Annotated in this window: 1 protein-coding gene; it reads right to left on the bottom strand. The window is 64.5% G+C overall.

Going from position 1 to position 1921, the window contains the following annotated elements; all coding sequences use genetic code 11:
- Positions 1-1865, bottom strand: a 1865-nt coding sequence (locus NFU81_RS02875) for a hypothetical protein (protein ID WP_251484618.1), incomplete at its 3' end; no start/stop codon positions are given.
- Positions 1866-1921: the final 56 nt, after the last annotated feature.

Genomic DNA, 1921 nt, shown 5'->3' with positions numbered 1-1921 from the left:
AGCCCCACAACAACCGGCTCCGCAAGAGAATCCAACCCCGGCGCCGACATATCCACAGCCGACTCCAACGCCTCCACAGGAGCCGACGGCACGCCACGGCCCGTCAGGGAAAGCACCTCGTCCAGCAGCAACAGCAGGCCCGCCCACGACTGCTCAAGACCCTTGGCCTTGTTGTAATCCGCCGTGATGTCCCACAGCTTGGACAGCGTGAGCGGCCCGGTGTCACCATCGAGGGCACGCAGCGCGTCAAGCTCCTGGAAAGCCCGCATGGCCCGTTCGAAATTCGATTCGTCCGGCCCGAGCTTCGCCCCGAAAGCAAACCGTGCCGCCCGGAGCCACCTCAGCAACTGCTGCTCCTCCGGCCGCTGCCCGAGTGGACCGCCGAGCCGCTGAGCCCATTCCTGCAACTGATGCGCGTTCAGTTCGGGATAAGCGGTCTCAAAACCCGCTCCAGCCGGTCGGCGGATGTCTTTCACTTCCAAGTTGTACCGATCTGGATAATTACCGGATTTCGGCGCGTAACCAATCCGGACATTAGCTCCGACAACTGGAGTGCCCAACATATTCGCCGCGCGCTGGAAAGCGCTGGGGTCACCGAAAGGATCATCGGCATTGATCCGATGCCGGGTGGCTTTGCACGCCAATGCCATCACCGAATCCCCCGGCCGCACCGACGACTGGAAACTTCCCCGCCGCCCGTGGTACCCCGCAATCTCGTCTATCGGCGCATCACGAGAAGAGCCATCGATCAGCGGAACTTGCCCGACAGTGCCATCGAAATGGAAAACCATCGTATACGCCGGGAGGGGGAAAGGAAGCCGATGCGCCTTGGACTCGCGCACGATACGCGCGGACCCGTCCGGCCTCGTCTCGATCTCTGCATAAGTGAAATGCTCGACATTGGATATCTGGCTTCTGTCAAGAAATTCCGCCGCTATCTGCTCGGGGGTCAGCATGAAACGCCCGCCCGTACCCTGCCCGTCGATCCCGACCATTGCCGTCGACACGATTTGGCCATCAGGGATTTCCACACCATTGACGTCCGCCACAGAGCCCAGTACAGCACGAGAACGCTGACCCGGATCATTGGGAATCCAGACCGCGCCCCTACCCACCAAGCGGAGCACCCGCTCACCATCCGGCGCCGTGAACTGGATGATCCGACTGTTGGCCGACCAGGTCCTCACATTCAGCCGATCGGCCACAAAGGCCGGACCCTCCAACGTCCGCTCCCCGGCCCGATCCACCACGATCACCAGCTCGCTCCGGGGCTGCTGCCACTCCGAGTCATACTCCAGCAGCTCGGCGAACTCCTCCCAGTCATGGACAGCCAGCGGATTCCCCTCACCGTCGGCAACCACCGGAAGCCCACGGCGGGCAACGGCCGAGACCACCCACCGTTGCTGCGTCCACGGCGCATCATGGCTGCCGAACAACCTCCTACCGTTCCTATCGCCCACTTGATACGTGTCCAGCTGTAGCTCATTGGTATCGCGCGTCCAGTCACGACCCGTCAGCCAACCCGTCTCATCGATCAACTGCGACCGCGCGCCCAGCGCACCACGCCGTTGCAGGTCGAACGCACCGATCGCGGCCGGACTGTACGCACGCCCCGCCTGATCCGCCGTCACGACCAGCTCGTACAGCCAGCCGAGGACCGTCTCGTCGGGCACGACCGAGCCATCGAGGTGGAGCAGTCGCCGGGCCAGCGCCGCCAGGTCCGGTTCCCCGCCGACCAGACCCGTGAGCACGTCGTAAGCGTGCTGCTTCGTTTCCGCTGCGACGCCGGCCTGGGCCAGGGCCTGGTCCAGGGCTTGAGCCAGGCCCTGGGTGTCATACGCGTCGTGTGCGTCGTCGGGGGCCATCGGCACGCGTCCGACCCGGGGGCGGGCCGCAACAGGCTGCGGGGTGGGGGTGAGTT

This window comes from Actinacidiphila cocklensis (assembly GCF_907177275.1).
GTDB classification, from domain to species: Bacteria; Actinomycetota; Actinomycetes; order Streptomycetales; family Streptomycetaceae; genus Actinacidiphila; species Actinacidiphila cocklensis.
The sequence above is the reverse complement of the archived record's forward strand: the minus strand, read 5'-3'. Positions and strand labels throughout refer to the sequence as shown.